Source organism: Paradesulfitobacterium aromaticivorans, assembly GCF_054657415.1.
Map to the genome: position 1 here is coordinate 1,503,558 of NZ_BAAHYT010000010.1, position 18,218 is coordinate 1,521,775.

18 protein-coding genes and 1 pseudogene are annotated in these 18,218 nt (G+C 46.5%); 16 read left to right on the top strand and 3 right to left on the bottom strand.

Annotated elements, in window-relative coordinates; translation table 11 throughout:
• Positions 1-89: 89 nt before the first annotated feature.
• Positions 90-1,802, bottom strand: a complete 1,713-nt coding sequence (locus ACYQ2N_RS13035; protein WP_459999695.1) for an IS1634 family transposase — start codon at positions 1,800-1,802, stop codon at positions 90-92.
• A gap of 131 nt (positions 1,803-1,933) precedes the next feature.
• Between ACYQ2N_RS13035 and ACYQ2N_RS13040 the strand changes: the two genes are divergently transcribed.
• Positions 1,934-2,107: a hypothetical protein gene (locus tag ACYQ2N_RS13040; protein ID WP_459999696.1), complete on the top strand. Its 174-nt coding sequence runs from the start codon at positions 1,934-1,936 to the stop codon at positions 2,105-2,107.
• 138 nt (positions 2,108-2,245) lie between these two features.
• Positions 2,246-3,241, top strand: a complete 996-nt coding sequence (locus ACYQ2N_RS13045) for an Rpn family recombination-promoting nuclease/putative transposase (RefSeq protein WP_459999697.1) — start codon at positions 2,246-2,248, stop codon at positions 3,239-3,241.
• A gap of 328 nt (positions 3,242-3,569) precedes the next feature.
• Here the strand turns inward: ACYQ2N_RS13045 and ACYQ2N_RS13050 are convergent, their stop codons facing one another.
• Positions 3,570-3,884 carry a type II toxin-antitoxin system RelE/ParE family toxin gene (locus tag ACYQ2N_RS13050; RefSeq protein WP_459999698.1) on the bottom strand — a complete coding sequence of 105 codons (315 nt, stop codon included), beginning with the start codon at positions 3,882-3,884 and terminating at the stop codon, positions 3,570-3,572.
• Positions 3,881-4,186: a type II toxin-antitoxin system RelB/DinJ family antitoxin gene (locus ACYQ2N_RS13055; protein WP_459999699.1), complete on the bottom strand. Its 306-nt coding sequence runs from the start codon at positions 4,184-4,186 to the stop codon at positions 3,881-3,883. The genes ACYQ2N_RS13050 and ACYQ2N_RS13055 overlap by 4 nt, the downstream gene beginning before the upstream one ends.
• 324 nt (positions 4,187-4,510) lie before the next feature.
• Here ACYQ2N_RS13055 and ACYQ2N_RS13060 point away from each other — a divergent pair, with 324 nt between their 5' ends.
• The 14 genes and pseudogenes from ACYQ2N_RS13060 to ACYQ2N_RS13130 all read left to right on the top strand — a co-directional run bounded on the left by ACYQ2N_RS13060 (position 4,511) and on the right by ACYQ2N_RS13130 (position 18,190).
• Positions 4,511-4,669 (top strand): DUF2442 domain-containing protein, encoded by a 159-nt coding sequence (locus ACYQ2N_RS13060; RefSeq protein WP_459999700.1) that lies wholly within the window; start codon positions 4,511-4,513, stop codon positions 4,667-4,669.
• A gap of 160 nt (positions 4,670-4,829) precedes the next feature.
• Positions 4,830-5,141: an AbrB/MazE/SpoVT family DNA-binding domain-containing protein gene (locus ACYQ2N_RS13070; protein ID WP_459999701.1), complete on the top strand. Its 312-nt coding sequence runs from the start codon at positions 4,830-4,832 to the stop codon at positions 5,139-5,141.
• Positions 5,131-5,409: a cytotoxin gene (locus tag ACYQ2N_RS13075; protein ID WP_459999702.1), complete on the top strand. Its 279-nt coding sequence runs from the start codon at positions 5,131-5,133 to the stop codon at positions 5,407-5,409. The genes ACYQ2N_RS13070 and ACYQ2N_RS13075 overlap by 11 nt, the downstream gene beginning before the upstream one ends.
• A 121-nt stretch (positions 5,410-5,530) precedes the next feature.
• Positions 5,531-5,791, top strand: a complete 261-nt coding sequence (locus ACYQ2N_RS13080) for a DUF4160 domain-containing protein (RefSeq protein WP_459999703.1) — start codon at positions 5,531-5,533, stop codon at positions 5,789-5,791.
• A 13-nt stretch (positions 5,792-5,804) separates the two neighbouring features.
• A complete protein-coding gene (locus ACYQ2N_RS13085; protein WP_459999704.1) occupies positions 5,805-6,101 on the top strand; it encodes a DUF2442 domain-containing protein in 297 nt (98 codons plus the stop codon).
• 206 nt (positions 6,102-6,307) lie between these two features.
• Positions 6,308-8,380 (top strand): cell wall-binding repeat-containing protein, encoded by a 2,073-nt coding sequence (locus tag ACYQ2N_RS13090; RefSeq protein WP_460000537.1) that lies wholly within the window; start codon positions 6,308-6,310, stop codon positions 8,378-8,380.
• Positions 8,381-8,576: 196 nt separating this feature from the next.
• The gene (locus ACYQ2N_RS13095; RefSeq protein WP_459999705.1) at positions 8,577-8,891 is read left to right on the top strand and encodes a hypothetical protein; all 315 of its coding nucleotides are present in this window, start codon (positions 8,577-8,579) and stop codon (positions 8,889-8,891) included.
• Between the two features lie 13 nt (positions 8,892-8,904).
• A complete protein-coding gene (locus ACYQ2N_RS13100) occupies positions 8,905-10,983 on the top strand; it encodes a cell wall-binding repeat-containing protein (protein WP_459999706.1) in 2,079 nt (692 codons plus the stop codon).
• Positions 10,984-11,063: 80 nt separating this feature from the next.
• A complete protein-coding gene (locus tag ACYQ2N_RS13105) occupies positions 11,064-14,843 on the top strand; it encodes an outer membrane protein assembly factor BamB family protein (protein WP_459999707.1) in 3,780 nt (1,259 codons plus the stop codon).
• Between the two features lie 15 nt (positions 14,844-14,858).
• Entirely contained in the window at positions 14,859-16,247 is a 1,389-nt protein-coding gene (locus ACYQ2N_RS13110) for a patatin-like phospholipase family protein (protein WP_460000538.1), read from the top strand.
• Positions 16,248-16,319: 72 nt separating this feature from the next.
• Positions 16,320-16,448: pseudogene (locus ACYQ2N_RS13115) on the top strand (DUF4160 domain-containing protein); the annotation flags it as partial.
• A gap of 217 nt (positions 16,449-16,665) precedes the next feature.
• On the top strand, positions 16,666-16,971 hold the full coding sequence (locus ACYQ2N_RS13120) for a nucleotidyltransferase family protein (RefSeq protein WP_459999708.1): 306 nt from the start codon (positions 16,666-16,668) through the stop codon (positions 16,969-16,971).
• Entirely contained in the window at positions 16,959-17,351 is a 393-nt protein-coding gene (locus ACYQ2N_RS13125) for an HI0074 family nucleotidyltransferase substrate-binding subunit (protein ID WP_459999709.1), read from the top strand. Before ACYQ2N_RS13120 ends, ACYQ2N_RS13125 begins: the two co-directional genes overlap by 13 nt.
• A gap of 179 nt (positions 17,352-17,530) precedes the next feature.
• Positions 17,531-18,190, top strand: a complete 660-nt coding sequence (locus ACYQ2N_RS13130; protein ID WP_459999710.1) for a Crp/Fnr family transcriptional regulator — start codon at positions 17,531-17,533, stop codon at positions 18,188-18,190.
• Positions 18,191-18,218 lie beyond the last annotated feature (28 nt).

The window sequence follows — 18,218 nt, forward strand, 5'->3', positions numbered from 1 at the left end:
TGACAGTTAAAGATTACAAAAAGCTTGGAAACGTTGTACCCACGGCACTTCCAAGCTTTTTTGCGATTTAAAAAAGTGAGTAATATTTTCTATCCTTTTGTCGCACGAAAAATATTTTTCATCTGTTTATTTTTTATTATCTCGTAGTCAGTTCTGAAGCCAAAAGTTCCATGTAAGGCATCGGTAAAATCGGTTCTCGTATAAACGGGTATATATCCCTCATCCTTGACCTTGTAGAAATTCATGTCCCTTAGCCCGTTAATGATCTCACTGCAGGTAAATTTACTATTCAGTTTCTTTTCCAGTAATCGGTAGATAATAAGCGAAATGAAGCAGGTAGTAAAATGGGCCTTAATTCTATCTTCGCGACTCAAATATACGGGTCGCGCTCTGAATTCGCTTTTCATAATCCGGAAGCATTCTTCAATCTCCCAGCGCTGTTGATTAATCCGGATAATCTCCTGCGCACAGCCTTCAAGGTTCGTGCAAACGGCATAAAATCCATCATAGACCTCTTCGGCAGAAATAGATTCGGTGTTTAGTGCATAAATTTCATTGCTTGCTACTTCGCCGTCAGATGTGCAACTGGTTTTCTTGATGAAGCGTTTATAGTCATTCTGATTATTCTTTGAGATTTTGGTGGGATTAGTATCGATTACCTTTTGAGCGCGTTCGATTTGCGAGTTGCGAATTTGACGTTGGTAATTTTTGTACTTAACGGAATAAGTGACAATGAGCTTTTGTTCCAGATCATCTTCTTTAATCCAGCGTTCTTTGTAAAAGTATTTGTCCCAGCAGCTTTCTTCATCAAGTTTAGTGATATCGTAAGTTTTATCATGATCCGTAAGATGCCAACCCTCTGGATCGAGTGCCCATTCCCTTAAATGTTTTTTCAGTTTTTTAATCGATTGGGTTGTGATAAATGCTCGCTGGCCCTCGTCGTTAAATTTTCTATTCCTCACGGAAGCCAGGCCGGCGTCCGTGCAAACAACAAATTTAGAAAGTTTAAAATCGGTAAGAATTTTTTCTTCCAGAGGTTTAAGTGTTACTTGCTCATTAGTATTGCCACTATTTAAGCTAAAAGCAAGGGGAATGCCGTCCCCATCCATGAACAGACCCATTTGAATGATGGGGTTAGGCCGGTGTTCTTTTGAGGCACCATACTGTTTAAGGCCGTCCTCCTGTTCGATCTCAAAGAAATAATTAGTGCAGTCATAATAGAGGATGCTTGTATTTCTTTTAGAGATCCTAAGACTGTTGTGATAAAGAGAAGACTGTATAAAATCCATTTCCTTAGAAATGACCTCAAGCGCCCTATAAACATGCTGTAGTTCAAAACCGGGTTGCTCAATGAACCTTGAGGAATGCAGATATGTAGAGAGCTTGGAGGAAGGGAAAAGGATCCGTCCGTATAGGAGCCGTGACAAAATAGCATTCAGATCAAAGGAAAACTTATGTCTTTTTGATATCTCAGCAGAAACCTTATGGAGATTAAGTTCATGATAGACCTGCTGCAGAAAAAGATAACCGCCGTTAAACAGGTGCTGATGGTCTTTAGAAATTACTTTAGAAGGTGAATATTTGACTATGATTTCACGCGACTGCTCTTTTTCTTTTTTATTAAGCTCCTCGATGTATGACTTGGCCCATTCAATGGGGTCATGCCCATTTAGTTTCTTTTGTAACTCGGCAATCGTACCTAACTTCTCAACAACTTTAGTAGAACGCCTACCGTTCTCATAAACAGATTGTATGACATAAAGCGAGATGGCATTTTTGGACTTTGATACGCTCAGCCTCATGATAAGGGATCCCTCCAATCCCTTACATTATACCACATTACGCAACATTACGCACTACTATCCAGGACAAATTTGACAGATTATCAATAAAAAAAGCCCTGTTTTCAAGGCTTGTAGGGATTTCTCTTTTAATGCAAGTGTCAAAGACCCGGGTTCTCGGCGAATCGGCCTCGGTTGGACAAATCCATCCGGAGCCTTTCGCGTCTCACGCTGAACGGACGGAATCGGCAGAATTCAGACATAGTAAGCAACGACTCAAGGCAGACGGGCATCAACGGGAGATCATGGAGGCAGCCCTGGTGTAATACCTGCAGAAGTATGGGTTTAAGCGGGAGATTGAGGCTCTACTCAAGAATCAGTAAAAAATGACGTTGAATAGAAGATCGCCAGAACTACTCCCAAACGTTAAAAAATGGTATACTATATATAAGGATGGTGTTTCTATGGCGGTTGAACTTATTGATCTTAAGATTGATTTTGGTTTTAAACTGATCTTTGGCCGGGAAGGTCAGGAACCTCTGTTAGCGGCCTTTTTGAATGCTATTCTCAAACCTCCGGCGGGTAAACAAATACAATCCTTAACCTACACGAACACCGAACTCAGCAAAGATAATACCGACGATAAAGAATCCAGCCTGGATATCCGCGTAGTGACAGAGGATAAACGGCAGATCAATATTGAAATTCAGTTAAAAGATGAGCATAACATGGATAAACGCTCTCTCTACTACTGGGCAAAGCTCTACAGCCGTCAATTATCTGAGGGTATGGCCTATGAGCAACTTAATACCACGATTACAATCAACATTCTAGACTTTGATTATTTGAAAGAAACCGACGAATTTCACAGTGCTTTTCACTTGTACGAGGAAAAGAAACGATTTTTACTCACCGATGTCCTAGCGATGCACTTTATTGAGTTGCCCAAGTTACGTAAGAAATGGCGGTTAAAAAAGGTTACGCCGCAACAGGATCGATTGGTACGCTGGTTGTTTTTACTGGATGGCAATGAGGATGAAGAAATCCGCAAACAACTGGAGGCGATTGCAATGGAAGACCCGATGATTAACCGGGCGATAAAAGATTGGGAGAATATCAGTGCCGACCCCAAGTTAAGGGAACTTTATTTTGACCGCAGAAAAGCCGTTATAGATCGAATGGCGGCTGCGAAGGCAGCAGAACTTAGGGAAGAGAGGGCTAAGGCAGAAGGTAGGTCTGAAGGAGAGGCTAAAGGTAGGTCTGAAGGGCAAAGCCTTATGGCTCAGGATGCCATCTGCCAATATCTTGATGCTCGTTTTGGGACAGCGTCGCAAACCCTGCAGGATACAGTTCGAGGAATGACTAACTTAGAAGCGCTTACCCGTCTATTAAATCGTATTTTTAAGGTCGCTAGTATAGAAGAGGCCAAGGGTCTTATTCAGGATATCCTGGTCTCCTAAATCAATGCGCGAGGGAGTCGGCTTAACAGCCGCCTCCTCCGGGGTCTGACCCCCGCACAATGGGGAACAATTCTGACAATTAAGCAAAAGAGTCTTTCGTCTTCGGGCGAAGGGCTCTTTTGGCGTTTCAGAGGGAGCTTCCTTCGGAATCTCCCCCGGGGTCTGACCCCCTCATGATTCGACAAAAACTAACAAGAGAGCCGATTTGCCTTCGGGCGGATCGGCTCTCTTTTCGTCATTTCATCCAAACCATTATTGAAACGATCATCGAGTGCTCGGGTCGGAAAAGGGGAATAGTTCTCGATGGCGAGGCGTAGCAAACTTTGAATTACAATTGTTCTTCAATATTTCTTCCGCCATACATCACACGAAGAACATGTACCGTACAATCGGACTCTCTGGTAATATGAAAAACAAGAAAATTACCGACGGGGAAGAATCGCAGTCCTCTCGAAAACCAAGGTTCTTTCTTGTATGATGGATGCCTGTCTGACATGGTGTCCAACTTTAAGATTTCCTGTTCAATTCTGTCACACAGGTTGATTGCTGTTTGCGGCTCTAATAATTCAGTAGTAATATATCTAAAAATCACCTGCAGGTCATTTTCCGCAGCAGGCGTAATAATTATCTCGTATTGCCTCATGCATGCAGTCCTTTTCGAATGTTAGAAAATACTTCTTTCGTAGGACGGCCTTTACCTGCCAAATAATCTGCATACCCGTTCTCTAACTCTGCATTAAATTCTGCCTCCGTCATGGTATCGACAGATTTAATTTTAGCCGGTGCTAATCTTAATTCAAAAGGTATCGCCTGATTAATTACAACTTGCTTTAAGAAAAGTCCTATAGCATTTGACATTGAGATTCCCAGACCGTCAAACACTTTTTCCGCCTGTTCTTTCACATCTGGTTCAATTCGCACATAAAGATTCGATGATTTTGCCATGAAATTCACTTCCTTTCTTTCTGATACTATCATATGCCATTGTACACACAAAAGCAATGCAATATTCACTTCTTTGCTCGAGGGAAGTAGCCTAACGGCTCCTTCCCCCGGGGTACGACCCCCACACAACGGGGAACAATTCTGATGACGGTGCAGAGGAAGAGGACACCGGCGGAGAATAGCGACGACAAGTGGGGAGGTTAATCAATGACTACCGTTGTAAATTCATTTGCCTTATCTGGGGTAAACGCCTACCCAGGGAGCGCGTCCAGAATGCTCGGGGCATTCAACAGTTACGGTTTGCAGGGATTGGAGTGATTTATGATGTTACCGAGACCAAAAGAAGTAAAACCTCTGGACAACTACTGTTTGCAAGTCTTGTTTGATAACGGAGAGACTAAGATTTATGATATGTCAAGGCTGATTGAAAAGCCATTTTATAGCAGGCTGAAGAATAAGAACCTTTTAATACCGTTAAAGTAAGAGATATTACTTTAGAATGGGCATCTGGCGAGGACATTTGTCCTGACGAACTTTATTATAACAGCAAAAATGTTGATTTTGCTCGGTTCGAGTTAATTTGAGCAAATGATGGTATACTATTCTTAACAGAAGTTCTGAAATACTGAAGGGCGGTAATGATATGCAAGCACAAGCAAAAAAGAAGTCGTTTGGCTTTGTACGACTAGGAAAACGTTCGGTTGTCACGCTTGGGACCGAAGTCAAAAGAGAGCTTAAATTGGTCGATGGTGACGTTTTCGAGTTGTGTGTTGAGGATGGCAAAATCATTTTAGAACCTAAAAAGCTCATCCCAGCTGACCAACAATGGTTCTGGACTGAGGAATGGCAAGCTGGGGAACGAGAAGCTCAGGCTGAAATAGAAGCCGGTAAGGTTAAGCATTTCGACTCAATGGAAAAGTTCCTTGAAGATTTGGGGAAAGAAGATGAAGATTGATAGTATCCCCCGTTTCAAGCAAGCTTTCAAGATATTGCCAAAAGAAATTCAGGCTCTTTTTATGGATAAGATGTATCAGTTTCAAGATGATTGGAAGCATCCCTCTTTCAGGGTTAAGCGGGTTCAAGGAACAGATAGCATCTGGGAAGGCAGTCTTAATATGTCCATTCGTTTTACATTTGAATGGATAGTTGACGATGAAGATAATGAAGTTTGCCTTATGAGAAACATCGGAGACCACGACCATTGTTTACGACCTCCATATTAATGCTCGGGTCGGAAAAGGCCTCCGAAGATCGTCTTCGGTGGTCTGGTATTCCTACTACGCTACGTACGTGACGTGAGGTAATTATGATGGTATAATATGTATATAAGATGGAGGTGAGGCGATGCCAGAAATAAGCTTGTTTTACGGTATAAGAATAACTATGAATTGGAATGATCATGTTCCTCCCCATTTTCATGCGGAGTATAATGGGAACCACGCCTTGATTGATATTATCCATGGAAGAGTCCTCGAAGGAGGACTACCTAAAAGGCAGTTAAAGCTTGTTCTTGCATGGGCTGAAATCCACAGAGATGAACTCATGCAAAACTGGGAATTAGCAAGGGCATTAGAGTCACTGAATAAAATAGCACCACTTATATAGAGGTGAATTAAGTATGGAATATTACCCTGAAGTCATCCAGGTCATACCCACTGAGGATTACAAAGTTTTTGTTTACTTTGATGATGGTCGTATTAAGTTATTTGATGCAAAAGAGTTAATAGGCAAAGGCGTTTTTGCACAATTAATAGATCAGGAAAAGTTCATAAATACCTGCAAGGTTCTAAATAATACCTTAGCTTGGGATTTGAAGGGGAATTATGACGAAACTGAATGCATAGACCTTGACCCATTAGAGCTATATAGAACTTGCCCTGATGTTGAAGAGCCGACAGAATTGTTCAAATCGTGATAGAAGTGCTCGGGTCGGAAAAGGCCTCCGAAGAAGACGTCTTCGGGGGTCTTCCTGTTCCTTCCACAAGGGGTTTGCATTTTTATTAGAAAATTTGGTATAATCAGGCTGTGCAACTGAAATTTGGCGGGTGGGTGGCCGAATCCCGTGAGAGGGGGTGAGGCCATGACGGAATAAATTTAAGGGGTGAAGCAAAGTTGCAAGGAATGTCTCGAAAACTTATTGGTATTGGATTGTCTTTCTTGTCTATTTTCTCCTTAGTAACAACCACTGCTACGGCCGCACCGGAAGCAAGAAAAAAAGTGCTTTCAGCAGCCATCACATCAACGAGATTAGCGGGTCAAACAAGGTATCAAACCGCAAGAACAATTGCTGAGCAAACATACAAGGGTACCGTCCAAAACATTGTTTTGGCTTCCGGTAACGGATTCGCTGATGCACTGGCTGCGAGCACCTTAGCTCACAAGCTTAATGCTCCGATTTTGCTCGTAGATCAGAAAGTTGAGAATTCCTCCGATGCTTTTGACTACATTCAAACTCATAGGGTCCAACAGGGCAATGTGTGGATAATAGGCGGTTATGGTGTTATCGGAACGGAATTCGAAGACAAGTTAAAGATGCTGGGACTTCAAGTTAAGCGAATTGCTGGTAGTGATCGATATGAAACTGCTTCTTTAATTGCCAACGCAACAACAGTGCCGACAGGAACCCCGATTGTAATAGCATCTGGGGAGAACTATCCGGACGCTTTAAGCATATCAAGTTTTGCAGCATTTCAGGGATGGCCGATACTTTTGGTTATGCAGGATAACTTGCCGGATAAGATTGGGGATTTTATTACCAGCGAACAACCGGCTAAGGTTTATATTGCCGGCGGTGAAGGCGTAGTTTCTAAATATGTTGAAGCAGCTATAAAATCTATTACCCCTAATACTGAAATTAAACGTTTTGCTGGTCAGGATAGGTACGCTACAACTGCCCAGATCGTTAGTACATTCGCCCCCAAAGCCAGGACTGTTTATGCGGCATCGGGCGATGGCTTTGCGGATGCATTAGCTGGTAGTACTTTAGCAGCTCGCGAAGGTTCTCCAATTATTTTATTAGATCCAAATCTTTCCTCACCTCCGCCAGCAATTTTACGTTATTTAGTTACTCTGGACCAAGCGAATATGACGGCGTTCGGAGGCAGCGGGGCCCTTCCGGAAAGCCTGGTACAAAATGTAAATAGTGTATTGAACCCTGTTATTACCCCCGTTCAAACTCCAATCGATGGCATAGGCACCGTTAACAGTTATAAGTTCTCTTCCAATGTTGCCATAGAACCTAACTTCAATTCTGACTTATTATTTATTTCAGCCGCTACAGGTAGCAATTTTACTATCGGTGGATACTCTGTGCGTCCTGGTTCTTCGGACATCTATGAGAAAGCTAAAACCTACTTTTCAAAGTATGCAAACACCTCATCGGCCAAAACACTTTATGACCTTGCGCTGGGCGAGAATAATCCGCCGCACAAATTTATTGCTCCCTTGTATGAAATGCTGACATACGGCATGTTCCTGCAGGACAATACCTTATATTATCAGATATCCACTCCTGGGGTGCCCGTAATAGACACCGTTTCGCAATTTGCCAAAGATACTGACGCTACAACATTTTTCAAGGATAATTTACTGTCATATAATAATATGGTGAAGCAATTCGTAGAGGGTACCTTAAACTTTAACTATATTAAAAGGGAAGAGGGATTTTTCGGTATAAGTTTGGACAAAGATCAATTTGAAGTAGTACTGTCACCTTTTATGAACGGTGGGCAAGCGATGACTTTGTATACTAAAGACGGAACTCGTACAAATGTCGTAGTGATAAATGCGACCGATGCCGATGCATTATATACTATTTACCACGAAACAGCGCACAACTACTACGATGTCCGCAATGACTACCCTGATTTGGTTTCTCAATTCCGTCAACAATACGCAAATGCTTTAGGTTCTGTTGAGCCCGATTTTGATTCACAGTTAAACGAAACAATAATAAGAGCTGTTTCAGATGTGTTAATTGCACAATATCATGGCGAACAATCGGCGCAGCAATATATGAATAGCCAACTGGCTAGTGGGTATACAAATACCGATAATATTTATTATTTAATCAAGAACAAATATCTGCCGAATCGTGACCAATATTCAACATTCCATGACTTTGTGCCTGTCATATTTGACTTTCTAAAAGCGACAAGTCTTAATCAGCCATTTGATGTCGGGCCTAAGCAATAAAGTGTTCGGGTCGGAAAAGGCCTCCGAAGTTCATCCTTCGGGGGGTCTTCCATTCCCCCCCAGACCTCCATGGCGCACTGCGGCACCATCAGAGAATGAAAACTCCTAAGTGTTTTGAGGAAAATTTTTGCTTAATTCTGGGAAGGATTATCGACGGTGTTGAAGAATAAATATGGTTGTCATTAAGTTCTAGGAAATGCTTTTTACAGTAAAAATAGAAGTAGGGGATAGGAAGAAGAGAAAAAGAAAGATAAAGATAAAGATAAAGATAAGGAGAAAGAGAAAGAGAAAAGAGAAAGAGAAAGAGAAAGAGAAAGAGAAAGAGAAAGAGAAAGAGAAAGAGAAAGAGAAAGAGAAAGAAGATGAGGACGAGGATGAAGGAAAAGACTTTTGGCAGCCGTCAAGGGCTTATGTGGGCACTTGTTTTTCTTCTTTGTTTCACAAGCTCGGTCATTTGGGTTCCCCAAGCCAAAGGGCAAGACAACAGCATTGTTCGGCTAAGTGGTTCTGATCGTTATGAGACAATGTTGCAAATTGCCCTTGTTAATCATTCAGGCGTGACGAAAAATGTTATTTTGGCCTCCGGGCTTGATTTTCCTGATGCCTTAGCGGGGGTGCCTTTGGCAGCCCAAATAAAGGCCCCGATTCTCCTGGTGGATAAAACACCGGAAGCTAGTACGGAGGCCTTTAACTATTTGAAGAATCATTTAGACAAGAAGGGCAGTATTTATATCCTGGGGGGAGAGGGAGCAATACCCGGCACCTTCCTTGAAGCATTGAAGGGCTTAGGTTACGACCCAGGCAAGATTCATCGCCTGGGAGGTTCTGATCGCTATGGGACGGCTATGGCGATCGCTAAGGAGATGCAGCAGGACGGGAGCCGGTTCTTCTTGGTGTCTGGAGATAGTTTCTCTGATGCTTTAAGTGCCTCTGTTGCAGCTGCGATCACGAACCGTGTGACTGACGAAGAGGCAGCTTACTATAAGTCCAAAGGGCAGAACCTGACGGCCTCCCCAGGGGGAGTTCCCTTGTTGCTGGTCCCTTCACGAGGGCCAATTCCTCAAAGTGTGATCGATTATTTGAATACGGCTCCGGGTAAGACGGGTACCGCTGAGAACATAACGGTAGTCGGCGGGACAGGGGCGGTGCCGGAAGAAAGCCTAACTCAATTAAAAACGGAGGCTCACAGCCTGGCAACGGATGGAATCACAAGAATAGCCGGGTCGGATCGCTATGAAACGATGAGCCTGATTAATTCCGGCAACTTTGATCTGTCCTGGCAGAATAATGGAAAAGGGCTGCCGGTACCGGGGATATACCTGGCTTCCGGGGAGAACTTCCCAGATGCCCTGGCCGGGGCAGTTTTGGCAGCAAGAGATGATGCTCCTCTGATCCTGGTCAAAACGCCCCTGCCCTCATCCGTCAGTAAACTGTTACAGAGTAGTTATTCCCGAAATTCCGGCCGCCTTCCCCAACCCACGAAGATCACGGTGTTGGGTGGTGAAGGGGTCATCGGGGCCAGAACGGTCAATGAGGTCGATAGTCTGTTTAATCAGGGCAAATTCCTGGCTGACGGGGATGAGCTGTGGAATGAGGCCGGTTCGGGAATGCCCGGGTACAAGGATGGAGCCGCTGCTGAGGCGCAGTTTAATTTTCCGGGCGCTGTGGCGCTCGGTCCGGAGGGCAAAATTTATGTCGCCGACAGCAAAAACCACCGTATCCGTATTCTTGGGCCCGGGGGTCAGGTAGAGACTCTGAGCGGTTCGGCAGCAGGGATAGACAATTATGGCGTACCCCTTGGCGGCTTCCGGGACGGGAAGCTGGGCGAGGCTTTGTTTAATGACCCGGAGGCCTTGGCTGTTGATGCTTCCGGCAACCTCTTTGTCGCTGATACAGGAAATAATGCCATCCGCAAGATTGACCAAGGGGGCAATGTGACGACACTCCTTAAAGGGCTCAATGCTCCTGCGGGTCTGGCTGCAGGGCAGGATGGAATACTCTATGTCGCGGATACGCTGAATCACCGGATTCTTAAAGTTCTCCCCGACGGCCAATGGACGGAACTGGCGGGCGGGGGCTACGAGAAAAAAGATGGTTGGCTGGCCGGGGGTTATGCAGACGGCAAGGGGGAGAAGGCCAAATTTAATGAACCTTCAGGCTTGGCTTTGGCTGCGGACGGGAACTTGTACGTTGCGGACAGCGGAAATCAGAGGATAAGAAAGATTGCGCCGGATGGGACAGTAAGCACCATTGCCGGCAGCGGAACGGATATCATTCCGGGAACCGGTTATATTGAGGGCGGATTTGCCGACGGTCCGGTGTTGTCGGCCAAGTTCAATTTTCCTAAAGGGGTGGCCTTGGATGGGAATAACAAGATCTATGTGGCTGACACCTATAACCAGCGCCTTAGAGTGCTGAATGAAAACGGCCAGGTTACGACCTTGGCAGGCACCGGGGAGCACGGGCGGAAAAACGGACTGGCTGCCTTGGCTGAGATGGACGGGCCCACCGGTATCCTGGTGTTGCCGGATGGGAACATCCTGATCACAGATCGGTTAAACCACCAGATTCGCCGGTTTATACGGCATAACACCGCAGGATGAGCATTCAAGGAAAAAAAGCCGGTTGAGATTTATCAGACAGAGAGTGAGATGGGAGAATGAGGATAGGAAGATTGCCTCGGGTGCTCGCTTTAATCCTAACGGTTGCGTTGCTGGCTACTGTTAGCGTTCCCATGCCGGTAAGGGCAGCCGGAGCGAAACAATTGGCCAAACTTACAAATGTCGCAGGGGATGTATTTGTCACGCGGAGCGGAGGGGCGCGCGAGTTTTCAGCGTATGGGGATATGCCCGTTTTCCAAGGCGATTGGCTGAGGACGGGTGATAATGGTTCCGTGACCATTGCCTATGCCAACGGTACGGAAACGACCTTAGGCTCTGATTCTGATTTGACCTTTGAAAAGCTGGCCGGCAGCGGCGGTTCGACCCAAACGGTCCTTAAGCTTTGGTCCGGGAGCATTTGGAACAAAATTAAGAGCTTGCTCAATATCGATGACCAATATGAGGTGGAGACTCCCACTTCTGTCATGGGTGTCAGAGGAACACTCTATCTCGTTAGTGTGGATAAAGGAAGTGGCACAACCACAAGCCATGTTCTCGATGGCTTGGTATCGGTACGGCAAAATAACGATCCGGCTGTAGGAGGCCAGGAGCGTTTAGTCGAAATGGGCCAGGTAATGCAGGTCAGTTCCCCTCAAGGTTCTTTGCCGGAAAAGCAGGCGATCGATAATCAAAGCTTTGTCCAAACGGTTGAACCGCGGATGATTGTCCATGTCCTCAATGACGTAACCGGAAGAGTCAACGAATTGCTGGACAAGGCTAAACAGGCCCAGAACGGTTATGGCCAAACAAAAGATGTTGGTTTTATTAAGAATGCTTTGGTTTTGGTGCAAAAATCTCAGGATCTGGCCACATTTGCCGGTGAGTTTATTAATACTGTTCAAAAGTCGGATAAATCTACGGCGGTAGAACAAATTTTGACTCAGAGTAACCAGACTCTGGAGCAAGTGCAAAGTCAGATCAATCATGTCCAGCAGGAGAGCCAGCAAACCCAAAGCAGCGTGATGAGTGCTGCTCAAAATGCCGGCTTAAGCACGGATGAGATTAAGGATATTCTGATCCAAGCGCCCACAACGCCCGCACCGGCAGAGCAGAGTCCGGCATCCGTTCCCACTGATAATGGATCATCTTCTTCGGACTACAGCCCAGTATTGGTAACATCGCTTAATGTAACAAAATTAGGGCATGCTTTAACAGCGCAAGATGTTGATTTCTTAAGGCTTGGGGAAAATCCTTATGCGTTCTATGACGTCAAAGTATTACCGGTCAATGCCAGCAATCAAAAGCTTGCCTGGTCTACAAGCGATCCGAATGTGGCTGCCGTGGATCAAACCGGTAAAGTCATCCCGATCGGTCTGGGGACAGCAGTGATCACTGTGGCTGCCCAAGATGGCAGCCCGGTGAAAGCAAGTTTCCAAGTCACAGTGCAATTGCCCACGCAGCCGGGTACGTTGAGCATGGATCCCAATAGCGGCCAGAGTGGAATGAGTACGGGTCTAAAGCTGAGGTATACTGCCGGTGAGAATTTCACGGGAGGAACGGTATGGTTTGCCCTTCCCCAGGGATTTTCTGCTTCTCCCTCCGATTTGGTCATCATCAAGGGCGGTTCAGCGGTGACCCTGTCTTCTCTGAGCACTCAGGCAAGTATTTATCCCGAAGGGGTTAGTCTATCCGGACTTAACTTAAACAGGGGGGAGACCGTAGAAATCAAATTGAATAACCAGGTTGTGCCTGGGGCCGGGGCTTATACCTTCTTTGCTAACGCTGATGCCGATGGAAGCGGGCAAGAAGTTGCAAGTTTGGGTGTGCATCGTGAATCCGTCATCTTCTGGTCTGCGGGTGAATTTGCGCAAGGGCAGGGTTATGCGACCGGGGCTTATGCTCTTGCAGCTGCTCAGCCCACGGCGTTTAACTGGACGCGCCAGTCGCGTTTTGCCGGTCCGGATTTTCCGAAAGTAAAATGGAGCGCACTGATCCCGGCAACCGATCCCAGTCAGCAAGGGATTGGGAGTTCTCCGGTGATGGGGGCTGATGGCACCGTTTACTTCGGTGCCCGTAATGGGAATCTTTATGCCTTCAATCCGGACGGCAGCCAAAAGTGGAAATTCCCGACCGGCGGGGGGATTGATTCCTCTCCGGCGATTGCAGCCGATGGCACGATCTATGTGGGGTCATCCGATTACAATCTTTATGCGGTCAATCCCGATGGGAGCCAGAAATGGGTGTTTGCCACCCAGGGGGAAGTATCTTCCCCGGCTATCGGGCCTGATGGGACCGTCTATGTCGGTTCAGGCGACAAGAAGCTTTATGCGCTTGATCCGAATGCAACGGATCCTCTCCGGAAGAAATGGGAATATTTGACTGGAGGCACGATTTCTGCTACACCTGCTGTAGCGGCCGATGGAACCATCTATGTGGAATCTATGGATGGGAACCTTTATGCTCTAAAAAATGACGGCAGTGGTCCAATGTGGGTTGTGAATACCGGAGATAGCTTTTTTATGTCAGCTCCTGTGATCGGGCCTGGCGGGGATATTTATGCGGGAACGGTCAGCGGCCGGTTGTTGGCTTATGATCCGAACGGGCAGAAAAAATGGGAGTTCCACACCGTAGACGGGTACCCGTACCCGGCGGTTGCCCGTGACGGCACGATTTATGTGGCTTCACGCGCTAATCCGGGCACAGTCGATAATCCTCTCACTACCCCGGCGAAGGTATATGCCTTGAATTCTGATGGGACGGAAAAGTGGGAGTACTCGGAGGATGGTCCAACTGCTTTATCGTTTCATTCCACACCCTTGGTTGATGCGTATGGAACCGTCTATCTGGCTTCAGACAACGGATATCTGTATGCCATCGATCAGAATGGCAGCTTTATGGGAAAACTTGCGCTGTCGGGTGTTACCTATAGCAGCCCGGCTCTGGCTGCGGACGGGACACTTTATGCCGGCACCAGTGACGGATATTTGTATGCTGTGAGCTCAGCTTCTCCCAAAATCACCGATGTGATGGCCGTTGATCAAAACAATGACAGCGTTCTCGATGCTGTTTACGGCCAGCCTCCGGATGGCTTGTTGATCAGCTTTGACCGCGATTTAGATCCCTTATCCCAAAATGACCTAGCCACCGAACTCCTGAACAACCCGGCTTTAGGATCCAACAGTCACTTATCCTGGAATAATGCCCGGACGGTTTCGATCGCTTTGGGAGAGGGATTCACGCTCGGACTTGGGGATACCTTCAGCCTTAATGGAGGAGATGTTTTTGATACGTATTTTGCCCATCCCTGGCATGATTTAATGGTGACGATACCTTTCCAATTTAGTCCGCTGCTTCGATTGGCTAACGGTGACGGGATAACTTATCTCAATGCTCCGGCTCCATCCGGACCCCCAGCGGGGACGTCGGTTGACCAGAACGTCCTGACATTTAAACTGACGGCTGAGCAGGAAGATATTGCGATTGCCGCGGGCGATTCGATCCGGATGGACATGGATCAAATCAGCGGGCTTCAGGCCGGTGATTTCAGCAATATTGAACTCTATCAGGATACGAACGGCGATGGTATTCCGGACGGTTCACCGGTTGCCACGGGATCTTTAGGCAGCATTGTTAACGGGGCAGGGACGATTAACTTTAACGTCTATCTGCCACAGACCATTAATAAAAATCAAAGTATGAATTACATCCTGCAAATGGATCTGACGAATTGGTCGATCAATGCCTCTTTTAACTTTGACGATACACGCAGTATTCATGCAATCGGACAAGGATTAGTGACCGGTATGCCTGTTGTCAATGCCGGCAACATTAGCGGGCAGCACTTTGGAGTCATAGTGCCATAACTAAGAGGTGGGCCAATCTTTCAAGGCACCAGTCAGGCTATCCGGCGCGTAAGGACTGAATTGGAACGACTGGCTGAGCTTCCTCTTCCTGTCATGATTACCGGAGAAAACGGAACAGGCAAAAAACACGCGGCTGCGCGCCTGCATTATGGGGGAAAACGCAGGGCGAGACCTTTTCTAATGACGAATTCCCTGGAGTTTGGTTGGGATAGCTGGAATCGGAAGCTCTTGGCTGCTTACGGCGGAACCTTGGTTTTAACGAATGCCGACCAACTTCCTCTGGAGACGTTGCACCAGGTCTTGCTATCCGGTCGTGACGTACGGATCATTCTCACAGCAAACGAACTTCAGGAATTCAGCGGTGTTGAACGCTTGCATTTGCCTGCGTTGAGGGAAAGAACGGAGGACATTCCTGTTCTTGTGAGGGAATTTCTGATCCGTGCCGGAGTAAACAATCCCGAAGCTGCCATTTCCAGCGAGGCTTTACGGCGGCTTATGCTCTATCCCTTCCTTCAGGGGAATGTCGAGGAACTGGCTAAAGTTATCCAGGAAGCTGTGATTTTGGCAGGAGACAGTGTGATCCGGCCTGAGCATTTGCGGTTGGGCAGATATAAAGCACGCAGTTCACGGCCGCTGGTGGGACTTGCTTTAGGTGGCGGGGCCGTGCGCGGAAGTGCGCATGTGGGTGTGCTCAAGGTGCTGGAACGGGAAAGCATTCCGGTTGACTTCATTGCCGGTACGAGTGTCGGTTCTTTGATTGGGGCCCTGTATTGTGCAGGAGTAACGGTTGCAGAGCTGGAGAATCTGATGTCCCATATACGTTGGAAGGATCTTGTCCGTTGGACATGGCCAAGAGAGGCTCTGGTTGATAATAAACCTTTGGCCGAATGGCTGGAAAGACGCATTGGGCCTAAGAACTTTGCAGATCTAAAGATTCCCTTTGCTGCGGTAGCTTCCGATGCCACTACGGGAGCGGGTGTGATTTTAAAGACGGGTTCTGTGGCTGAGGCCGTTCGGGCTTCAACGGCGATCCCTTTCCTGATGCGGCCGGTCCGGTATGCCGACCGTACTCTCATTGATGGAGGAGTGGTCCATAAAGTTCCGGTGGCGCTGGCCCGCAGTATGGGGGCGGATGTGGTCATAGCCATAAATGTAGGGTTGCCCAAGTTTACGCTTGGCCCGGCTCGTAATCTGATTGATGCTTTGCTGCATGCCTTTGACATGATGAGTGAGCGGTTGGTTGCCGATGAAATGGAACTGGCGGATATCGTTTTGCAGCCGCGTTCTCCCGTAAGCGGTTATAGCTTTAAGAATGCCAAAGCTTTTAGCAGAATAGGGGAAGAAGCCGCTGAGAAGGCTGTAAAGAAAATACGCCAGTGTATGGTGCAAATTTATGGGAATTAACTTTAAGCCGCCCATTGCGGCCAGTTGTACAGCCGGGATGTTTGCGCATCCTGGCTTTTAATATGCTGAGGACTACCCAAAAGGCAGTTAAAGCTTGTTCTTGCATGGGCTGAAATCCACAGAGATGAACTCATGCAAAACTGGGAATTAGCAAGGGCATTAGAGTCACTGAATAAAATAACACCACTTATGCTGTCGTAGTCGGATAAATCTTCAAGGCAAGATAAAATCCTGAGCCGCCAAGGGCTAGGGCAGTAGACTTGGGCAAGCGCGGGCAGAAAGCTAGCCGCCCCCTCCTACTCGATAATTGCCCTTATCCGTCCTGTTAGATGACCGCCAGAACTACTCGAAAGCGTTAAAAAATGGTATACTATTAAAAAGGATGGAACATTGAAACAAACGAGAAAAGGTGTAAATTATGGTCAACGTGGAATGGGAAATACCCTTAAAGCGTGTTTTGTTCCAAGAACTAAACCGGTCAGGGTTTAGTGAATATCAGGTTTTCCTATTTGGTTCTAGGGCACGGGGAAATGCTACCCCAGTATCCGATATTGATATTGGTATCAAAGGGGCTAATGAAATTCCTTTTTCAGTGCTTTCTGAATTGAGGGATGCAGTTGAAAACTTGAATTTACCCTTCAAAGTTGATGTGGTTGATATGCATCATGTTTCACCGGCATTTTATCAGCATGCCATGGAAGGAGCGATTTTTTGGAAAAGTTAACTCTTAAAATCTTATCCGCCCAAAATGCTTTGAAAGCTTTAAGCGAAGTGTTGGACTTTGGGGACAACGCGGTTCTGCGGGATGCAGCAATACAACGTTTTGAATTTACCTTTGAGGCAGTTTGGAAAGCACTTAAACTTTTTTTGGAAGAACATGAAGGTATTATAGCAAATTCACCGAAAGCGGTCTTTCGTGAAGCATTTGTTATTAGGCTTCTTACAGAGGGAGAAACAAGAGAATTTCTGGGAATGGTCGAAGCAAGAAATTCGACGGTCCATACCTATAATGAAGTATTAGCCATTGAGATTGCCAAAGCAATACCGGGTTATTATAAACTTATGGCTCAGTTAGTTGGAGAATTAGAAAAACGGATAAATTAGGGAAAAGGCCTCCGAAGTTCATCCTTCGGGGGTCTTCCTTTCCCCCCAAAAAGGAGTTGCCCGTAGTAGAATACGGTTAAAGTTATTGTATAATTACGTAAGATTGAATTGGGTCGAGGTGAGATCTGGGGATAACATATTGATTAGAGAACATCAGCGTTCAGAAGGGATGTGGTACAGTGCCAAACCAACCGAATTTACCCGACCTTGGGTTATTTCCGTTTTTTCAGGGATTGCCTTCCTCTTTGCTCGAATCCTGGAAACCAAGATTTAAACGCCAGAGCTTTTCTAAACGTCAACCTTTGCACTTCCCCGCTTCCTGCCCGGATGTCATCTTTTTTGTCTGTTCGGGAAAAGTGAAAATCTCTTATTATTCGGAAGATGGGAAAGAGTTTACGGTGGCGATCCTTGCTGCCGGACAAGTGTACAGTGAGCATTCCTTGGCTTTGGCCACCGCTGTCGAAGAGAGTGAAGTGCTCTACCTTAGTATGGTGGAATTCACATGTATGATGGAAGAATCACCGGAACTGGCCCGCCGGCTGATTCGCGTCCTGGGGCAAATTCTCCGTATGACCAATGACTTGATCGTCGATTTAGCCTTTCGCGAAGCTGCTTCACGTTTGGCCCGCGTCTTTTGGCGCGCCGTCCAGGCCGAGAGGAAGGATAATTATTGCTGCGTGCATCTCACACACGAAGAATTGGCCTCCCTAAGTGGGACCACGCGCCAAACCGTCAACGAAATCTTGCGCCGCTGGGAGCGTCAAGGCATCCTGGCCCTCCAGCGGGGACAGGTCGTCATTCTAAATCTTGACCGTTTGCAGGAGAAATTCGACACTTAAAGCATGGAAGTGCACTGTTCAGAAAAGT

Bases quoted from the DNA above. Each gene is read 5' to 3' on its own strand.
- ACYQ2N_RS13035 (WP_459999695.1), bottom strand. From the start codon at position 1,802: ATGAGGCTGAGCGTATCAAAGTCCAAAAATGCCATCTCGCTTTATGTC.
- ACYQ2N_RS13040 (WP_459999696.1), top strand. From the start codon at position 1,934: ATGCAAGTGTCAAAGACCCGGGTTCTCGGCGAATCGGCCTCGGTTGGA.
- ACYQ2N_RS13045 (WP_459999697.1), top strand. From the start codon at position 2,246: ATGGCGGTTGAACTTATTGATCTTAAGATTGATTTTGGTTTTAAACTG.
- ACYQ2N_RS13050 (WP_459999698.1), bottom strand. From the start codon at position 3,884: ATGAGGCAATACGAGATAATTATTACGCCTGCTGCGGAAAATGACCTG.
- ACYQ2N_RS13055 (WP_459999699.1), bottom strand. From the start codon at position 4,186: ATGGCAAAATCATCGAATCTTTATGTGCGAATTGAACCAGATGTGAAA.
- ACYQ2N_RS13060 (WP_459999700.1), top strand. From the start codon at position 4,511: ATGTTACCGAGACCAAAAGAAGTAAAACCTCTGGACAACTACTGTTTG.
- ACYQ2N_RS13070 (WP_459999701.1), top strand. From the start codon at position 4,830: ATGCAAGCACAAGCAAAAAAGAAGTCGTTTGGCTTTGTACGACTAGGA.
- ACYQ2N_RS13075 (WP_459999702.1), top strand. From the start codon at position 5,131: ATGAAGATTGATAGTATCCCCCGTTTCAAGCAAGCTTTCAAGATATTG.
- ACYQ2N_RS13080 (WP_459999703.1), top strand. From the start codon at position 5,531: ATGCCAGAAATAAGCTTGTTTTACGGTATAAGAATAACTATGAATTGG.
- ACYQ2N_RS13085 (WP_459999704.1), top strand. From the start codon at position 5,805: ATGGAATATTACCCTGAAGTCATCCAGGTCATACCCACTGAGGATTAC.
- ACYQ2N_RS13090 (WP_460000537.1), top strand. From the start codon at position 6,308: ATGTCTCGAAAACTTATTGGTATTGGATTGTCTTTCTTGTCTATTTTC.
- ACYQ2N_RS13095 (WP_459999705.1), top strand. From the start codon at position 8,577: ATGCTTTTTACAGTAAAAATAGAAGTAGGGGATAGGAAGAAGAGAAAA.
- ACYQ2N_RS13100 (WP_459999706.1), top strand. From the start codon at position 8,905: ATGTTGCAAATTGCCCTTGTTAATCATTCAGGCGTGACGAAAAATGTT.
- ACYQ2N_RS13120 (WP_459999708.1), top strand. From the start codon at position 16,666: ATGGTCAACGTGGAATGGGAAATACCCTTAAAGCGTGTTTTGTTCCAA.